This window comes from Bacillus sp. S2(2024), assembly GCF_050474045.1.
GTDB lineage: Bacteria > Bacillota > Bacilli > Bacillales > Bacillaceae_G > Bacillus_A > Bacillus_A yunxiaonensis.
Genome location: NZ_JBFLUS010000003.1, coordinates 2,575,068 through 2,591,091 on the forward strand (window position 1 = coordinate 2,575,068; position 16,024 = coordinate 2,591,091).

The window sequence follows — 16,024 nt, forward strand, 5'->3', positions numbered from 1 at the left end:
GTCTTAACCAAAGACAAAAGGGCGATATTAAATTTGTAATCATTCTTATACCTATTATTTTACAAACGAATTTCTGACCTAAAAAATGGTCTATCCCTTTTTTTCAGATGTATGTTAACTTTTGTAATGTCTTTTTTCCTCCATACAAGTCTTATTAATTGATTTGTTTTTTTATATAAATATATAGTATTTGTTCTTCCTCTCACTCTCCTTTACATTTTAATCATACACACTGAAAATCTCTTTTTTCTTACCTATTCCTTACAAATTTCTTACGTTCAAAATCACTTATATAATTGGCCTAGTGACAGGGTTCCTGCTCTAGTCCGCAGTAACATTTCCTAATAATGGATTTTTATCAATCAATATACATAATAAATTTTCTAAAATCTCAATTCTAATATTTGAAACAAGTCATATGAGACACTTTAGACTTAGGAAAATCAACAACAGAGTTATTATCCCAATAAAGTAAACCCTATTGATACAAGATTTCTATCTCATCTAGTAAGCCTCAACATACATGTCCATCTCCCGAAAAGAGGTAATAAGAAAAAATAACGTTTTTTTGTACTTAGGGGTAGTGAAAATTCCTAAGTTGATGGGCATGGGGTCCCGCCAACAAAACGCGAATTTCGTATACTAAGGAATTTTCCAGTTAAAAAACTTGGTTTTACCGTACGTTAAGAGTGTTCCATAAACGATATTTAATACTTTTTATGGTGGTTTGTTTTTGGTAATGAGTTTTGGAACTGATTTTTGATCGTATTTCTATCAATTTTATTAGAAATGCACAAAGTTCCTTAAACGTTCGTTTTTGGTACTTATAACGAAAACATTGTTATATCAAGGAGTTTAGCCTTAACGTACAGAATCCGCGAAATGTTGGTGCTACCCCTAATATTTACCTCCTTTCTTTCTCTAAATTTAATTATGAAAGTTCCTGAATCTGTAAGAAACCACTAATGATCGATGCTACGCCAATACCAATACAAAGTAATCCAATTGTTTTTAAGTTTTTATTTGGAGATTTTTTTATCATTAAAAAGATGCCTATAAGAGCTAGGATGGCTCCTGCAATAATATTTCCGTATAAATCCCCGGGAGTAAGACCTTCTAATTTCCCTTCTATGAATTTCTCCACTGTATGTTCCATTACAGTTATACCTCCATAAGGTTAATTTTTTTCATTACATTTCTTGCAACAAAGATTCCAGCTAAGATTACTATTACCATCAAAACAGGAGAGAGAATATTGGATTTTAAAGAGACAGTTGAAAAAATATTACTTAAACAGGAACAGAGTAAAATTGCTGAGACGATAGTTGTAGGGATTGATTTATTTATAAAGCCTAATCCCATTGAAATGATACTTAACCCGACGGCCATCACAGCCATAATAATTGTTGTCATAATAGATTTAGATATAACTTCAAATGTAATGCTGTCATTTACTAAAGGGAAGAAAGTTTCAGTCACACCAAAGATAGAAAATATGATGACATCACTAATCGTCATTGAGATTATAGTAAATAATGAAACAATCATAATTTTTGAAAGGAAAACTTTACTTCTGCTTATAGGATAAGAGAAGAGAAGTATTACGCGTTTTCCTCTATATTCTTCAATTACAAATCGAGAATACATAACAGAAGCTAATACACTAAAGACAGCCAAATTGAGTATACCGAATAAAGAAATGATGTTTTTGTATCCAGAAAATAAGTGTATATTTGGTATATTTGGTTCTACTCGTGGTTGTAAAATAGTCATATAGAGCACTACCAGCAGGCAAATTGAGATAACGAATGTTGATTTGATGTATGTGCGGATATTAATTTTTTTAAGTTCAATTTTCATTAAATCAAGCATTTACCTTCCCTCCATTACCAGTAATAATATTGAAGAAATAGTCTTCTAGTCCATCTGGGAATTGGTCTTTAATGGATGATAAAGATACTTCCTCTACAATTCTTCCGTTTACAATAACTCCAATGGTGTCTGCAATATGCTCGATCTCACTTAGAATATGGCTAGAAATTAATATTGTCATTTTTCGTTTTTTTACTAGGTGGAGAAATAGTTCCCTCATTTCACGTATACCCATCGGATCCAATCCGTTGATAGGTTCATCCAAAATCAATATCTTAGGATTGTGAATAATGGCTCGCGCAATCCCGAGACGTTGTCTCATACCAAGTGAGAATTTTGATACTGGTAGATTGCCCGTACCTTTAAGCCCTACCATCTCTAAGGTATTTTCAATGTGAGGATTGACTATGCCCATATAAGTAAGGTGAATCTCTAAATTTTCCTTTGCAGACAAATTTTCATAAAACACAGGAGTTTCAATAATACTTCCTATATTTTTTAGGATTTCATATTTATTATCAACATTATCAACTCCTAAGATTTTGATATCACCTGCATCAAGTTTGAGTAATCCAATTAACATTTTAAACAAAGTTGTCTTTCCTGATCCGTTAGCTCCTAAAACGCCATAGATTGTACCTTTACGAACCGTCATATTACAATTCTGAATAACTTCTTTGCCGTCAAATGTCTTAACTAAGCTAGTGGCTTTTATAACAAGTTCAGCTGTCATGATAAACCTCCTTCAGATGTTTATTTTTTAACATACATATATATGTATGTATGTAATTAAAAAACAAACTGTCTTATGACAGCCTATTTTTATCGTAGTTTTCCCTGTGAAAATTTTCAAGAGAAGTTAGTAGTTGGTCATCAAGAATTGGCAAACCAATACTGTTATATAGTTCTTGTAAGTGTTTTGCCTTTTGCATATATTCTTCAGTACTCACTGAAAAAATAATTGGGCTTAACCAAATGTTCGATAGCAGCATAAATGTTTCAGCGGTTTGTTTTGGATATTGAACGGAAATTGAACCATCTCTTACACCTTCCTCAATGACTGATTGTATACTTGGTGCTCCAATTTTGATACATTCCATTAATTGATTGGCAACAAGTGTAGGACTCTTTAAAATAGATGGAATTGATTTAATCACGTCCATCTGTACGTGATAATGAGGAGAGGAAAGTTGAAAAGCAAATTTTAGTTTCTCTAAACCATTCAAACCATTCATCTTCTCTGCTTTCTCAAAAGGATTATTTTCAGAAGCCAACCGTTTAAGAACTGCATCTATAAGATCTTCTCTAGATTTAAAATGATGGTAGAACGCCCCTCTGGTTAAATCTCCTAATTCATCAATAATATCCTGGATTGTTGTCTGGTCCCATCCTTTTTCAAGGAAAATTCTAGTTGCAGCATCTAATATTCTCTGTACCGTTTTTTCAGGATATTTATTACGTGCCAAATTATCACCTCCATACATACATTCATATGTATGTATTATATTTTGTAATTATTTGTATGTCAATAGATAGGGGTACAGACCGCAAAACGGAAAAAAACCACGTTAAGCAAATTTCGACATGAAAATAAGTGATTTTAACAGCGTTAAGAGTATATTGATGCAACACAACATCATTTGTGTTGCATTACAAAGAAAAAAACTATCAAAATGGTGTAGCTTTGAAATAAAGTCGTACTGTTTATAAAAAAGATGTACCGTTTTAAAGAAAGTTATACCGTTTACTAAAAAGTTGCACTGTTTTAGGGGTACCGTCACATCGCCATCAACTTAAGAAATTGATTGTCCCCCAAAACGAAAAAATGAGTCGAATTCTCATAAATAACTGTAAAAAGGTAAATTTCTCGTAATGGAGATGTCTCAAAATGTTAGCTTGATGGCGATGGGGTGCTACCCCTAATTAACTTTTTGTTTCTCCTGTATCAATCCTCTACTTTCTTTATTCTGTTCCCTCAACAAAAAACAAATAAAAACAGTATTAATTACACCTATTAATCCATAACTCCATAAAGGTGCTTTAATAGTTTCATACCAAATTAAATTTATAAAATAAATCCCGATCATTATTAATAAAGAGTTAACAATAAAAGTAAAAATAATTTTATTATTTATAAAAAACTTATCCAATTTACCAACAGAAATAATTAAAGCAGAAGTACTAGCCATAGTTAAAGACATAATAGCAATTGAACGCAAACTTTGTTTATCTTGAAACACGTTTGGAGAAGAAACGATTTCAGTAATCAAATTAGCAATATAATAAAATCCAGTTAAATAAATTGAAACAGCTAAAAATGAAATAGGAATCCATTTACAAAATAAAAAAAATTGGTTTTGTATAAACCTTTTGTCTTGCTTCCCTTATAGATTCTCCAATAGGCATAATAATCATAATTAGAGCAATCAAATATAAATCGTGTACAGGTAACTCTCCTTTAAAAATATCAATTAAAAAACTAAACGCATCTTTTATATTATTTATCATTAAAACGCCCCGACCTTTCACAATGTACCAATCTCATCATCCATATTCTACCATTAAAATCCACCTTAACGTAACTTAATATAAAAAAGCGGGTTGTTTGAATTGATAGAACTAAGTGATTTGACTAAAACAATTATTTATTTCTTAATACTTATAAAAGAAAAAGCTAGATTTATACTAGCTTTTTTTACATAATTTTTGTTATTAGAAGCAAAGTTAGCTAAAAGTTTTTAAAAACTAAATTTAGTACCACAAATAGATCAATTATGGTAACAATGATACATGCTTCTATGGTGTGCTTTTTACTTTCTTTTGCTAGTTGTACTTGCTCTCTATATTTCTCTTGTATTTCTTTTTTTTATCTTTTGATTTCATATGTACTCCTTAAGAAATGATTGCTCTATAGTAACCCCCTCATTCGGAGAGAGATTCCAAGCATATCTTTTTACTGTTTAGAGTGACAATCTTTACAATGAATTTTACCTTCGTTATCAAGCCATTTCTTTATTTCAGTCATGCCAGCATAATGAGGATAGTGTAGCTCTACATAAATAAGTTCTCCACCTTGAATGTTTTTTCCGCAACTTACACATTTAGGTTTCACTTTTAACATGATATATTTCCCTCCCCTTCCTAATTGTACCATCAAGGAGAAACGATTTGTTAGGATTTTTGGATGTATATTCTATACATGTTAAGTTGACATAACATCCCATTATCGGGATTCAATGTATTCAAAAGACTATTAAAAGTCCCCCAGATCGTTCAACTGGGGGACTTTTGTGTTCACATAATTCTCGTTATCAGAAGTTAAAAGTGCCTATGTTTTAAAGTTCTGTGAAGAGTTTTTTCCATTTTTGTGCTATTTCACTATCTGTATTTATGCCCTTTGAATCTATGAAGGTTTCCCATTGCCAGATCTCAGCCCCAATTAAATGTAAATCAGTAAACTTTTCAATAAACTCAATAAAATTATCTGCTACATAAGTGACTAAATCTTCTTCATGATCCCAGTAAACAACAGCTGCATCTTCGTTATTAGAATTCAAATCTAAAGCAAGATAATCACCGTTAGTAACGGTATAGAATGCTAATTTTTGTCGTAAGTTTTCACCATAATTATCTCCTACATCCTTTAAGCTATCTGCAACTTCTGTTAAGTCCTCAATCGAATCTAAATTCCAACATAGTTCACCTGCAAAGATAGCATCAAATTCAGCTGGTATAGAAAGTTCATCTGGAAAGGACCATCTAAGCTCTACTTGCTTTGAAAATTTCACTAAAACCTCCCTGAAGCTACTAGGGAGAGCATAACCTAATTGGTGTTCTATTAATTTAATTTCTTCTTCTGTTGCTGATTTTTCAACAACGAAAGATTCAATCTCCCCTTTAATTTTTTCTATTTGATGAAACGTTTCGTTCCAGTTATTTATCCAATTTTGACTGTTCAACATAGCCAGTCCTCTCTTTTTGTGTATTTATAAGATTAGATTATCACGGTAAAGCTTCTTTGTATTAAAGTTTTTTAATGAATACTCTATTCATGTTCAGTTAACATAACGTCTCATTATAGGTAGCAAGGAAAACGCACAAACCATTGAACCAATTGGGTTTGTGCGTTTTCTCTTTTTATGATGCTATACATGATTTCATAAATTACCGCTATGGCGCGGGTTTTCGGTTTCTGGTTTGTTACTGGATTAGCGCAAAAATTGTATAAGCTCCTGCATGCTCCTAGCATTATTAAAACTACTTATTTTTATGTTAAAAACTGCTTAGTGTGGCTTTGAAATAAAGTTTAATCAAAAATATCTCACAAACATGTATTTATTGTAAATAAATAAAAATCCATTTTGAAAAAAGATTAATCAAAATAGATTCCTATTTAGCAGTTTTAAACTTTGGTTTAATAAAAAAGTTTAATCATTTTTGACTTGTGATGCTCCACGATTGCGCCCTTTAATGGAACAAAGCATAATAATGTCTGTAAAATTTAATTAAGCACGATGTTTAATATATTTCATAATCAACTTATATTTCATCAGCCATTTTCAAAATAGCTTTTATTATTACATCAGGTTGGTCATACATTACTGAGTGACTACTATTAGAAACTAAAATGAATTCACTATTAGTGGATAAATTGGTCAATTTTTTTTGAGAATCCATCCATATCTTTTCAAAGCTATCCGCTTCTTGTTCTGAGAATCCTAATTCTGTTGCCTGCAATTCTACGTCACTCGGTGTGATAATTGTTAAAGGCTTATCTCCTAAAGAGCGAGTACCTTCCAGTAATTTCTCATTGATTTTTATTTGCTTGATTTCTTCATTTAATACTTTAAAAAATGAAGTGTCCCAATGAACATTTACATACTTTTTTGCAGAAAGGTAATTTGGCATTGAATCTGAAAACATATTTTCCCCAAATAGCCGTACTATTCCAATTTGAGATAATATGCGATTCATCGATTGGTCTTGTGTCTCGAAAAACTTGTCATTAAATGATTTTGCTTGTTCTGAAAAATATTCATTTCTAGAATCAACAAGCACTAATCCCGAAACCTTTTCTGGGTACTTTTCTATAAAGAGACGAGAATAGATCCCTCCAACAGAATGACCCACTAATATTACAGGGGTGTCAATTTTAGAAGATTCAAGAATCTTACTTAAATCATTAATCGTCGTATCGATAGAAAATCCATTAGGAGGTGGATCACTCCATCCATACCCTGCTCGGTCATAAGTGATTACTTGGGTATGTTTTGATAGTTCTTTCTGAATGTTAGACCAATCATAAGACCAATTACCAGTTCCTGTTTCAATAACAACAGGTGGCAAACTCGTTTTGGTTCCTTTAATATTCATATGTATTTCTCTGTCTCCGACATCAATCATTTGTCCATCTGGAGGGTAGTTGCTTTTAACATTTTTGTAACTGATATATTCATAAAGAAACCCTGAGACCAATGTTAGTAAAATGATTGTAATCAAGGTCATTCCAAGTAATTTCAACCTTCTAAATGGTTTAATAACATTCGAATATTTAACCTCCAAATCACCATATCCCTTCACTAACGCTTTTATTTTAATTATTTAACAACCCATCACTATCCATTTAAATTTCAAACTTTTTCTGAACCGATATTCCGTTAAATGGCCCCTTTAGTTTAAATTATTTCTTCACACTCACACCCCATTTTAACATAAATATCCATTTTTGTTAATAAGTCTTATTTGTTGCTTTAGAATAGTGTTTGACCAAATTGATACCAATAACCTTGATAAACGAAAAAACAGAAAAAGCGTGTTTTGAAAAATAGTCAATCAAAACACATTCTTAATATATTCTATTGAATCATTCTTTTATAAAAAAGTTTGATTTATTTAATGTTACTTATTCCACTAACGCACCATCTCAAATTGCTATTTTTTCCACAATTAAACTCCTTATGTTCTCTAAATAAATAATAAAAGAAGCCGGTAATCCTAGCGTACAGAATACCGGCTTTATTCTAATTCAAGTTACCTTAGCGTACAAAATTCGCGTTTTGCAGTCGGGACCCCTTATAAAAATCCTTCATACGTCTAATCTTTTATTTGTTAACTTATTATCATAGGTTCTGGTGCAAAAACTTCAGGGTAATTGTACTAGAACCTGTGACGTAGCCCCTAATAGAGAATACTATCTGTGCATCATCCTGGAAACAAGGGATCTTTAATCGCATACTCTTTCGGTGGTTCTATTTCCATTAGGTTTCGTATAAAATAATCCCATCGTCGACGTATAAAGTAAATATCTTCTGAAATCCCATGCAACCGATTCGGAAGAATGAGTAGGTCAAAGTCCTTGTTTTCTTTAATCAAAGCATTCACCATTCGCATGGTTAAAGCAGGATGGACATTATCATCTAGGTCTCCTGTCACCAAAAGTAATTTTCCATTTAGGTTCTTAACCAATTTCGTGTTATCTTGTTCACGGTATAGTTCTGAATCAAAAAGTCCCTGAAACCGTTCTCCCCAAGCCGCTAAGTATAAACGTTGATCATGGTTCCCGCACCCTGATACTGCTACCTTATATACATCCGGATAGGTCATTATAGCCCGCGCAGCTGCATACCCTCCTCCAGACTCTCCATAAATACCTACTTTTTCTGAATTTAGAAAAGGATACAGCTTCGCAAGTTGTTTAATAGCTACTACATGATCCTCAAGTCCTGCAGACCATTCCAACTTCCCGTTAGAAAAGTCATGGAATTCCTTTGACCTATAAGGAGTACCTCTTCCGTCCATTAGAATAACAGCAAATCCAAGTTGTGCAAAAGATTGAGCACCGCCCACTTGATCAACTGGTAGTCCTAATGCATACTCTCCCCCCCAAGTAAATTCTTTCGGTGTGTGAGTTATTTGAGGGCCACCATACATATAATCTAGAATGGGATATTTACATCCTTTGTTCATTTTTGCAGGAGGAATCAGTATTCCGTACAAATCCGTTATCCCATCGGCAGCCTTGACAGTGAAACGCTTTGGAATTTGATATCCATTTGATAAGAGAAGTTCAACATCAGCTTGCTCCAATGTACAAATTAATTTTCCGTCTGTTGAACGCAAAACTGATTTAGGTGGCATATCCACACGTGAAAAAGTATCTATAAAAAAACAATAATCAGGAGAAATAGACACATTATGCTCGGCATTCTCCGGTGTAAGGAGCACTAAGTCTGATCCATCTAGCCGAACTCGATAAAGGTGCTGAAAATAAGGATCCCGCTCCGGTTCTCGGCCACTTGCAGTAAAATACATCCACCCTTCTTTTTCATCAATACCAATGAGTCGACGAACTGTCCAAGGTCCAGAGGTAATTCTATTTTTTAGTCTTCCTGTACAACTATCATAAAGATAAAGGTGCGACCATCCGTCACGCTCGGAATGCCAAATAAAAGAGTTATCATGGCATAGCCATTGAACATTGATACCTCCTTTTCCACTTTTAATGTTATAGAAATCTGTAAATAGGAAAGTTTTGCTTTTCTCCTCTAGCAAAGTTTGAACTTCGCCAGTTTTTACATTAGCAACAACAAATTGTACAGATCGATAATCGCGAGCCATTTTTATAAAATAAACAAAGTCGCTGTCATTTGTCCAAAAAGCTGTTTGACAACTTGGACTTAACGGTGATAATAATCCAATGATCACAGGTTCTGTATCCAACTGAATCATGGATTGCTGTTCAATATTACAAATTACAAATTGAACCTTTGGAAGATGCTTATCTCCAACTAGCGGATAACGATATGAATGAATGACAGGTGGCTTTGCATCCCCAGATGGAACTGATTGTAGAAGAGCCATTTTTCGTACCTTACGCTGATCCAACCGGTGTGTCAGGATTTGTTTGGAATCCGGCGACCACAATGCCGCTGGTGGCATCTTTTGGTTATATAATTGTTTAAAGACGGTGGAAGTTTCTGTTTCCGGTTGATTACCATAATCATAGTGTCGCTTACCATCATGAGTTAATTGGATGATCTGTCCTGTTTCTAAAGAACGTACAAATAAATTATATTCTTTGATAAATGCAGACCAGCGTCCGTCAGGGGATAGAAGTTCATGCGCTGGCACTTTTTTAGTTCGGATTTGTTTACAATGATAATTAGTCAAATCGCAAACCCACGTGGATTCATCTACTTCAAATTGAATAGCCTTCTCGTCATTGATATAAATAAAGGAGGTGAAGGGAAGGTTATCTGGATCAATTTCAAGGTTAATAACATTTGAGAGGGACTTTGCAAGTTTAGCATGATTGAAAGCAGATTCTTTAGTATTTGACTGTGGATTCATTAATACAAATTGTTTGCCACGTTTGTTTTCTTTTTGAATATCCTTTTGATACCAAAAACGGTTTCCTTTATCTAACCAATTCGGAAAGACTTTACCGTTAAATACATCTTTTATAGCGTTCCAAGAAAGCAGACGCTCCGCTTTCTCATACTGTTCATCGGTTACTGGTAATGTCATATCTATCACTCCTTTAATAATTTTTAGTGCAGTAAAAACATAGAACCTTTCATTTTTCTCATGTTCAAACACTTCCATAAAATAATAATATAAGCAGATTATGGATGAATCCTTCTTATTTTAGACAGGTCTTATTGTGCTTTGCACCTACCTTTTCATTAAATGCATTATTTCAAGCCACTTGACATGTAAGTATCGCGACTTACATGTCTTTGATATTAGCAAGGTGTTTTAATCTTACATTTCTTTGTAAGATTTTTGAGTTCTCTTTCATGTAGGATAACATTATCTTACAATTTTACTCTTTCTCCCAACTTTCATTTATCTTACAATAATCTTACAAAAGGAAAAATTTAGTTTTAACTTAGTAGAAACGGAGAGGGAAGATGGAGAGAAATATTATAATCGTCGATGATGAGCCTGAAATCATAGAGGTATTAAAAATTTTTTTGGAAATGGAAGGCTTTTCGATACTAGAAGCACATGATGGTAAATTAGCTTTAAATTTGATACAGAAGTATAAAATTGACTTGGCTATTATTGACATTATGATGCCGAAAGTGAATGGATACGAATTGATTAAACTAGTTCGAAAAGAGTACAAAATGCCTATTATTATTCTTTCTGCCAAAAACCAGGAAATGGATAAAATTATGGGGCTTGGGCTAGGAGCAGATGATTTTATATCCAAACCATTCAGCTTGTTGGAGGTATTAGCACGAATCCAAGCTCAACTTCGAAGAACATATGATTTTAATGTTAACCCATCAAATCATAAGCACTCTCAAACGCACCTTAACGACTTGGTGTTGGATCACCACTCTTGTACCCTTTACAAGCAGGGAAACGAAATTAAACTTAGCGCCCTAGAGTATAAATTATTGAAGCTATTTATGGGGAAGCCAGGTCGTATTTTCACAAAAAAACAAATCTTTGAAAACGTATGGTCTGATCATTATTATTCGGATGACAATACTATTATGGTTCAAATCAGTAGGTTGCGAGAAAAAATAGAAGATTATCCGAGAAATCCAGTATATTTAAAAACTGTACGAGGCTTAGGTTATCGTTTTGCGAAGAAGGAAGAATTGAATGAGCGATAAAAATAAAATATTTAACACCTTAATTAAAACGTATGTTTTCTTCTCGTTAACTGTTGGAATTACTGTCGTTATCCTACTTGTCATTTTAAATTTTCAAATAAAACAGAAGTTCGATAATATTGTCTTATCTAATTTAAGGGCGAATGAAATTGTACGACAGGACTACTCAAACATTCGCTCTGACGCAATTGAGTCATTTAATGGTTGGATAGAAATTCTAGATGAAAATTTGTACGTTATTTATGTTAAAGGGAAAAAACAAGATAATTCATTCGCCTATACAGAAAAAGAATTAAACAGCCTTTTTTATGACCAAAAAGAAAATTTGTATCAAACTTCTTTAGCACCATTTAAAACAAAAGATGGGAAAACGGTTTATTGTCTTATTAAGATTCCTAAAACATATATAAAGCAAGAATTCATAGTAACAAGTGCAGCGAAAGACCATATTACAGCTTTTACAACGTTGCTGGTTCAAACCTTTCTTATTTTTCTCCTTTTATTCGGGATTAATGTCTATATATATAGCCGCTGGATGGCTATGAAAATAACCAATCCGTTACTTTCAATTGCTAATGGAATTAGAAACATTACGAATGGTTATTACTACAAACGGCTTCATTTTAAGGCAAACTATGAATTAATGAAAATACAAAATTACTTTAACCTTATGGCTGAAAAACTAGAAAAAACAGAAAAGGATAAAAAACAGTTAGAAGAAAGCAAACAACGCATGCTTGTCCATATCTCTCATGATTTAAAAACTCCTATTACAACTATTCAGGGCTATGTTGAAGCACTGCAAATCGGTCTTATTAAAGAGGAAGCGAAGAAAAAGCAAGCTTTACATATCATACATACAAAAACACGACTCGTTACAGAATTAATTGAGGATGTATTTGAATTATCTAAACTTGAAAGCCCTGACTATCCATTTGCAACTGAATCATTGGATATTTCAGAATTTATTCGTGAAATATCTGCCGAGTATTATGGGTTGTTTGAAGAAAAATACTTTCATTTTCAATTTGAAATCCCTCCTCGAGAAATACTTGTTTCTTTTAATTATACATTGTTATATCGAGCCGTTTCTAACGTACTGTCCAACGCCTTAAAATACAACCCAGAAGGAACAAATGTTTTTATTTCGCTAATTGAAGATACCCAAAAGATACATATTAATATCATCGATGATGGTATTGGTATTCCTAGTCCTATAAAAGAAAAAGTATTTGAAGCATTTTTCAGGGGAGACCAGTCAAGACAAAGCAATGGGGGAACAGGCCTGGGTTTAACCATTTCAAAACATATTGTGGAGAAACACAGAGGTCAAATTTATTTACATATAGACGAAGGGAAAACGAAATTTCAAATTACCTTGCCTAAAGCTGGTTACAATAAGAATCTAGCACAAAATTAAAAGGACTTATGTAATTTACTCGCATAGGTTCTGGTACAAAAATAATTCGCTAGAACAATAGAACGGCAATATCCTATTAGCCTTGAGATTGAGTAGCTAACTTAAATAACTTATGAATGACTCTAACCTTATTTTGGGCAGATTTCACCCTTTGGTGAAGTTGCCCTTTTTTCATCATATGCATAGCTTCGATACCTATCAAAATCAAGATTGCTGTACGAAATGATTTCAATCCTAACATGGAACGAACCCTTTTCTTTATAAAACGATGATCCTGTTCCACGATATTGTTGAGATATTTACATTGCCATATCTGCATAGTTTTTCCTCTTTTAGGGGTTCTCCCCCATCGCTATCAAGCTAACAAAAAGAAATCCCCCCAAAGTGAAAAAAATACGTGTTCACGAATAATATAGTTGTTTAAAAATAAAACCGATACTAGGAGATTTAGTGTCGGTTTTTTCCATATCGTATATAATGATTATATAGAATATTCGGTAATCGGATATTTAACACAAGGACAGTAATTAGAATTTAAAAACGGAGGGGAATTTATGGATATTGATTTATTAGTAAATCGGCCAGAACATATAGAAGATGTTGCAAAAATGGTTTACAAAGAATTTGTTGTACCAACTAGCAGTAAAAAAACATATGAAGAAGTTGTCGATTTTTTTAAGAGAACATATGCAGATGAATTTCCAATCACTTTTATAGCGAATGTAGATGGACAATGTGTAGGAACAGTATCCATATTTGAAAACGATTGGAAAGAAAAACCTCAATATAAACCTTGGTTAGCATCTTTATATGTTGAACCTTCATACCGAAGTCAAAAAATAGGGTTTTATTTAATCAAAGACTTGCTAAAACATATGAAAAAAATAGGTTATACAAAAGTATTTTTAAAGACAGAAAATGCTTCAGCTTACTATGAAAAAAGAGGTTGGGAGCGCATTGAAACAGTTCTAGATGAACAAGGTGAAAATGTCGATATTTTTAAATATGTATTATTGAAATGATGGGGGCCATCATTAAAGATTTAGCTCTCAAATTAAACAACTTTATTATTCATTTTTTCTAGTAGTGACCGTAGGGATTTTCAATAATTAAATAACTGTATTATCTCTATACAATACGTTATTCTTTCCATAGAATCATAGGAAGGGATGGCGTTTTTGTATGTCTATTTCTGTATCTGATGAATTACAACTATTTGCTCAAGAGATTCAAAGTTTTTTATCTCCAAATACCTTACGGGATCTTGCTAGAGATGTTGGTTTTGTACAACGAACCAGTAAGTACCAAGCAAAAGATTTAGTAGCTTTATGTGTATGGATTAGTCAAAATGTTGCTAAAACCTCTTTAACTCAGTTATGTAGCTGTTTAGAAACATCAATAGAAGTGCTCATCAGTCCTGAGGGACTGAATCAACGATTTAATGCCACAGCCGTGCAATTTCTACAACAAGTGTTAGCGAAACTTCTCAACCAAAAGTTATCTTCAACTAAGCTGCTCACTTCTCCATACACTTCTATTTTCAAGCGTATTCGTATCCTAGATTCAACTGCATTTCAACTTCCCGATGTATTTTCATCTGTTTATCCAGGTGCAGGAGGATGCAGCCATACAGCGGGGGTGAAGATTCAGCTTGAGTATGATCTATTAAGTGGACAGTTCCTACATATTCATACAGGTCCAGGTAAACAACATGATCGAACCTATGGTTCTCTGTGTGTCCCAAATGTGACAGCGAATGATTTATGTATCCGAGATTTAGGTTATTTTCACTTGAAAGATTTTCGACATATACAAGATAAAAAGGCTTATTATATCTCACGTATCAAATCGAATACACTTATTTATCAAAAAAATCCTAACCCTGATTATTTTCAAGATGGCAGAATTAAGAAAGGTACAGAGTATATCCACATAGATATGGAGATTGTAATGAACTCTCTTCAACCAGGACAAACATGTGAAATATCCAACGCTTATGTAGGAATGACTGATAAAGTCCCAACTCGTGTGATTGTTCATCGACTAACAAAAGAACAACAACAAAAACGATTACAAGATCAGACTGTAAGAGAAAAAAAGAAAGGAATGAAGTATTCTGCTCGTAGTAAACGACTTAGCGGTATCAATGTATATATGACAAATACCCCTATAGATATTGTCCCAATGGGACAAGTACATGATTGGTACTCTTTACGTTGGCAAATCGAGATTATATTTAAAACATGGAAATCATTCTTTCATATTCATCATTGTAAAAAGATAAAACGAGAACGATTAGAATGCCATTTGTATGGGCAACTGATTGCCATTCTACTCTGTTCTTCTACCATGTTTCAAATGCGGCAATTACTTCTTATAAAAAAGAAACGAGAACTGAGTGAATATAAGGCCATGTATATGATTAAAGATTACTTTCTTCTTCTTTTCCAAGTTATACAGAAAGACACCCAAGAATTATCAAAGGTTCTCCTTCGTCTGTTTAACCTCCTACAGCAAAACGGGCGAAAATCTCATAGGTATGAGAAGAAAACAGTCTTTGATATATTAGGTGTCGTTTACAATTGTACCATGTCTAATAATCAAGCGGCTTAAATCAAAAAATTGAAACCCATTAGGGTTTATTTCGTATGCAAATCTTTCAATTCCCTACACCTAGCCTTTAGAAAAACGAAACAAACTTTACTATAATTGACGTTGTATGAGCTTAGCTTGATAGCGATGTGGTGCTACTCCACATCCATCAACTTAAGAAATTGGTAGCCCCCCAAAACGAAGAAAATGAGTTGAATTCTCATAAATAACTGTAAAACAATAAAATTTTCGTTTTGGGGGCACTTCAAAATTTTTGCTTGATGGGCATGGGGTCCCACCAACATTTTAACAAAAATATACGCTAAAGATATTCAGGATTTCATGCAGATTGCGAGAACGGTTTGAACTGCCAAATGCTGTTGTGACAGAGATGCATGAAATCCTACATACAGTGGAGGGAACGGAAGGCTGGCAAACCCTTGATATGAATGGATTTCTGGGATTTGGTTACTGCTAATAATAATGCGCTATGTTAACTAATTTTGTATAG

Annotated in this window: 15 protein-coding genes and 1 pseudogene; 5 read left to right on the plus strand and 11 right to left on the minus strand. The window is 33.2% G+C overall.

What is annotated here, in order from left to right; translation table 11 throughout:
- Positions 1–931 precede the first annotated feature (931 nt).
- The 10 genes from AB1284_RS12910 to AB1284_RS12955 all read right to left on the minus strand — a co-directional run bounded on the left by AB1284_RS12910 (position 932) and on the right by AB1284_RS12955 (position 10,398).
- Positions 932–1,156: a hypothetical protein gene (locus tag AB1284_RS12910; RefSeq protein ID WP_429748875.1), complete on the minus strand. Its 225-nt coding sequence runs from the start codon at positions 1,154–1,156 to the stop codon at positions 932–934.
- Positions 1,157–1,161: 5 nt separating this feature from the next.
- Complete coding sequence (locus AB1284_RS12915) at positions 1,162–1,872, minus strand: ABC transporter permease (RefSeq protein WP_429748874.1); 711 nt, start codon at positions 1,870–1,872, stop codon at positions 1,162–1,164.
- Complete coding sequence (locus AB1284_RS12920; protein ID WP_429748872.1) at positions 1,865–2,605, minus strand: ABC transporter ATP-binding protein; 741 nt, start codon at positions 2,603–2,605, stop codon at positions 1,865–1,867. The genes AB1284_RS12915 and AB1284_RS12920 overlap by 8 nt, the downstream gene beginning before the upstream one ends.
- Before the next feature lie 73 nt (positions 2,606–2,678).
- Positions 2,679–3,338 carry a TetR/AcrR family transcriptional regulator gene (locus AB1284_RS12925; protein ID WP_429748871.1) on the minus strand — a complete coding sequence of 220 codons (660 nt, stop codon included), beginning with the start codon at positions 3,336–3,338 and terminating at the stop codon, positions 2,679–2,681.
- A gap of 453 nt (positions 3,339–3,791) precedes the next feature.
- On the minus strand, positions 3,792–4,091 hold the full coding sequence (locus tag AB1284_RS12930) for a hypothetical protein (protein ID WP_429748869.1): 300 nt from the start codon (positions 4,089–4,091) through the stop codon (positions 3,792–3,794).
- A 115-nt stretch (positions 4,092–4,206) separates the two neighbouring features.
- Entirely contained in the window at positions 4,207–4,380 is a 174-nt protein-coding gene (locus AB1284_RS12935; protein WP_429748868.1) for a hypothetical protein, read from the minus strand.
- Between the two features lie 445 nt (positions 4,381–4,825).
- Complete coding sequence (locus tag AB1284_RS12940; protein WP_429748867.1) at positions 4,826–4,993, minus strand: Fe3+ hydroxamate ABC transporter substrate-binding protein; 168 nt, start codon at positions 4,991–4,993, stop codon at positions 4,826–4,828.
- Between the two features lie 214 nt (positions 4,994–5,207).
- Positions 5,208–5,834: an SMI1/KNR4 family protein gene (locus AB1284_RS12945; protein ID WP_429748865.1), complete on the minus strand. Its 627-nt coding sequence runs from the start codon at positions 5,832–5,834 to the stop codon at positions 5,208–5,210.
- A gap of 577 nt (positions 5,835–6,411) precedes the next feature.
- Positions 6,412–7,434, minus strand: coding sequence for an alpha/beta fold hydrolase (locus tag AB1284_RS12950; RefSeq protein WP_429748864.1), 1,023 nt, complete (start codon positions 7,432–7,434; stop codon positions 6,412–6,414).
- Positions 7,435–8,073: 639 nt separating this feature from the next.
- Entirely contained in the window at positions 8,074–10,398 is a 2,325-nt protein-coding gene (locus tag AB1284_RS12955; protein WP_429748863.1) for a DPP IV N-terminal domain-containing protein, read from the minus strand.
- Positions 10,399–10,784: 386 nt separating this feature from the next.
- On the opposite strand from AB1284_RS12955, the gene AB1284_RS12960 reads away from it, so the two are divergent.
- Together AB1284_RS12960 and AB1284_RS12965 are read left to right on the plus strand one after the other, a co-directional pair.
- Positions 10,785–11,501: a response regulator transcription factor gene (locus AB1284_RS12960; protein WP_429748862.1), complete on the plus strand. Its 717-nt coding sequence runs from the start codon at positions 10,785–10,787 to the stop codon at positions 11,499–11,501.
- Positions 11,491–12,921 carry a HAMP domain-containing sensor histidine kinase gene (locus AB1284_RS12965; protein WP_429748860.1) on the plus strand — a complete coding sequence of 477 codons (1,431 nt, stop codon included), beginning with the start codon at positions 11,491–11,493 and terminating at the stop codon, positions 12,919–12,921. The genes AB1284_RS12960 and AB1284_RS12965 overlap by 11 nt, the downstream gene beginning before the upstream one ends.
- A gap of 76 nt (positions 12,922–12,997) precedes the next feature.
- Here the strand turns inward: AB1284_RS12965 and AB1284_RS12970 are convergent.
- A pseudogene (locus tag AB1284_RS12970) lies at positions 12,998–13,240 on the minus strand (DDE-type integrase/transposase/recombinase); the annotation flags it as partial.
- A gap of 235 nt (positions 13,241–13,475) precedes the next feature.
- Here AB1284_RS12970 and AB1284_RS12975 point away from each other — a divergent pair.
- The 3 genes from AB1284_RS12975 (at position 13,476) to AB1284_RS12985 (ending at position 15,991) form a co-directional block, all read left to right on the plus strand.
- Entirely contained in the window at positions 13,476–13,943 is a 468-nt protein-coding gene (locus AB1284_RS12975) for a GNAT family N-acetyltransferase (protein WP_429748859.1), read from the plus strand.
- Between the two features lie 160 nt (positions 13,944–14,103).
- Positions 14,104–15,534 carry an IS4 family transposase gene (locus tag AB1284_RS12980; RefSeq protein WP_429748858.1) on the plus strand — a complete coding sequence of 477 codons (1,431 nt, stop codon included), beginning with the start codon at positions 14,104–14,106 and terminating at the stop codon, positions 15,532–15,534.
- A 328-nt stretch (positions 15,535–15,862) separates the two neighbouring features.
- Positions 15,863–15,991, plus strand: coding sequence for a hypothetical protein (locus tag AB1284_RS12985; protein ID WP_429748857.1), 129 nt, complete (start codon positions 15,863–15,865; stop codon positions 15,989–15,991).
- Positions 15,992–16,024 lie beyond the last annotated feature (33 nt).